Below are 3244 nucleotides of genomic sequence, written 5' to 3'. Positions count from 1 at the left end.
AATTCAGGGTGACGACCGCGGTTAAAAATACCGCAGGATAACCTTTGAGCAAATATTAATAATCGAACTCAGATTTATAGTTCATTGCCGTGGTGGTGGAGAGTAACAACTGACACCGCTGGCACAAATAAACTAATCACCAATGAAAAAATGAACCAACAAAGCAAACGTTTGTCTCATTTTTTCATTACATAGCTTTATTTCAGTCCGCTATACATAAATTAGCCTAAAACAAATTGATAATGAAATTTAGGCTTTTTCTACTGCTCTGTTTACTCAGTCAGCTATCCCTTAATGCACAGATATTAAAATACACCAATGGCAACAACGCCTGGAATCCCGATTCGTTGGGTAACCATAGGGTTGTACTCCAGTTTACAGGTACTGGCAAAATTGCCCATGCTAAAATTGATTGGCGCAGGAGGGATGAGCATCCCGAATTAAAAGGAATTATCGTTCAGGATGCAAATGGTAAAACGGTTTCGGCTGTTGGAACAGCTAATCTGAATAGAGAAAGTGCCGATGTATATTTCGAAACCTCAGGCGCAGGCAAGTATTATGTTTATTATCTTGCCTATAAAAACGAGGGTAGAAGCAATTATCCAAAAGGTGTTTACATTAAACCAAAACCCGCAGATGCAGCCTGGCTGGCTACTGCTAAACAGGTTAAGCTAAATGCTGCTGTTGCAGAGATCCAATCTATCGATGCATTCAACTCTTTTTATCCGATGGAAGTGATTGCCACAGCTAAAGAAACCAATTTAATTAAGGCAAAATATCCATCAGAAGCTTTTATTGTATTTCCGGAGGATAGGATATTCTCTATCAAAATGCAAAACGACCTGCCTTACCGTTGGGTACAGAAAGGTGCAGCTTCTTCATTTAACGGAACAGCTGGCAAAGGAGAAAATTATGCCTTTCAACTTGGCGTATTTGCCTTGAAAGATTTAAAGAACCTCATCGTGAGCTTTGGTGATTTAAAAACTGCCACTGGTAAAGTTATTTCTTCAAAGTATATCAACTGTTTAAATACCAATGGAACCAGTTACGACAACAAACCTCTGGTTGAAACGGTAAATGTAACCTCGGGCAAAATTCAGCCGATGTGGATTACCGTAAACGTTCCAAAAAGCACTGCTGCAGGAACGTATTCAGGTAAATTTACGGTTAAGGCCAACGGAAAATCGAAAATAATCGATGTGAAAATTACTGTTGGCAACGAAGTTTTAGCTGATGCCGGTGTGGGAACACCTAACAAACAAACCCGGTTAACCTGGCTAAATTCTACCCTTGCGCAGGCCAATACCGTTGTAGCGCCTTATACACCGTTAACGGTTGAAGGAAATGTGATCTCGCTTTTGGGCAGAAAATTCGAAATCAATGCCGATGGTTTCCCCAAACAGATCCAGACTTTCTTTAACGCAGAAATGACCGGTTATAACGAAAAACCAAATAATATTCTGGCAGAACCGATCCACTTTCATTTTTACAATACACCAAAAACACAGGAAAAATTTGTTCCTGGTAATTTCCAGATCACCAGTAAAGAAGCCGGAACGGTAAAATGGTCGGCAACGAATACTTCCGAAAACCTTAAAATGGATCTGGAAGGTGCATTGGAATTTGATGGTTATGTGCATTATGTAATTAAGGTTACGGCATTAAAAGATGTGGAGTTCAGCAATGTCAATTTCCATATCCCATTTGATAAAGGCTCAACAAAATATTTAATGGGCTTGGGAGAAAAAGGTGGCTTTAGACCTGATACGGTAAAATGGAAATGGGATGTGGCCAATAAAAACCAGGACGCGGTATGGATCGGGAATGTAAATGCAGGCCTCTATTACAATTTAAGAGACGAAAACTACGTTCGCCCGCTGAATACCAATTTCTATCTCCAGAAGCCTTTATTATTGCCAAAATCGTGGGGAAATGGGGATAAAGGTGGAATCCAGATCAATGTGAAAGGCAGTTCGATGTTATCTGATAATTTTACAGGTGCCAGAAGTATGAAAAAGGGAGATGTGTTGTATTACAATTTCAACCTGTTGATCACACCTTTCCATTTAATCAATACCGATTTCCAGTGGGACAACCGCTTTTATCATAAATACGATGATTTAGATAAAATTAAATCAACCGGTGCTACGGTAGTGAATATCCACCATGCCACACCGATTAACCCATGGATCAATTATCCTTTTATTGAATGGAAAAAGATGAAGAGTTATATTGATGATGCGCACTCGAAAGGATTAAAGGTAAAAATCTACAATACCGTTCGCGAGTTATCGAACCATGCTTACGAGTGGCCTGCCTTACGGAGTTTGGGTACCGAAGTATATTCGCCCGGAAAAGGTGGTGGTTTTAGCTGGTTGCAGGAGCATTTGGATTCGAATTATATCGCCGCCTGGTTTGTACCCGAAATTAAAGATGCGGCCGTAATTAACAGTGGAATGAACCGTTGGCATAATTACTATGTGGAAGGCATGAACTGGTTGGTAAATAATGTGGGGATAGATGGGGTATATCTGGATGATGTGGCCTTCGACCGTGTAACCATGAAAAGAATTAAACGCGTATTAACGCAAAATAACCATCCCGGAATTATCGATCTGCATTCGGCAAACCAATACAATAAAAGCGATGGTTTTAACAATAGTGCCATTTTATACCTTGAGCATTTTCCTTACCTAAACCGTTTATGGTTTGGCGAATATTTCGATTATCAGAAAAACAATCCCGATTTCTTTTTGACCGAAGTAAGTGGAATTCCATTCGGTTTAATGGGCGAAATGCTACAGGATGATGGCAACCCTTGGCGCGGAATGATTTATGGTATGACAAGCCGTTTGGGCTGGTCGGATAAGAGCGACCCGAAACCATTATGGAAAGCCTGGGACAGTTTCGGGATCAAAGGATCTGAAATGATCGGTTACTGGAGCGAAAACTGCCCTGTTAAAACCGATAACCCTAAAGTATTGGCAACGGTATATAAAAAGCAGGGAAAAACCATGATTGCCTTGGCAAGTTGGGCAGATGGCGATGTTAAGGTTAATTTAACCATCGATTGGGCCAAATTAGGCTTAGATGCTTCTAAAGTTAAAATTACTGCGCCTGCAATTGATAAATTTCAAACAGCGGGAAGTTATCCTGATGGAAAATCGGTTCCTGTTGAAAAAGGAAAAGGTTTGATTTTGATAGTGGAGTAATCACCGAGCAGTGGTTCGTGTCTTCACGAACC

General features: G+C 40.4%; 1 protein-coding gene. It reads left to right on the top strand.

Annotated features, from left to right (window positions below):
• Positions 1-242 precede the first annotated feature (242 nt).
• Complete coding sequence (locus tag B2V92_RS07995; protein ID WP_293306631.1) at positions 243-3212, top strand: glycoside hydrolase domain-containing protein; 2970 nt, start codon at positions 243-245, stop codon at positions 3210-3212.
• The last annotated feature ends 32 nt before the right edge of the window (positions 3213-3244 follow it).

Source organism: Pedobacter sp. UBA5917 (genome assembly GCF_002432345.1).
Lineage (GTDB): Bacteria > Bacteroidota > Bacteroidia > Sphingobacteriales > Sphingobacteriaceae > Pedobacter.
The sequence above is the reverse complement of the archived record's forward strand: the minus strand, read 5'-3'. Positions and strand labels throughout refer to the sequence as shown.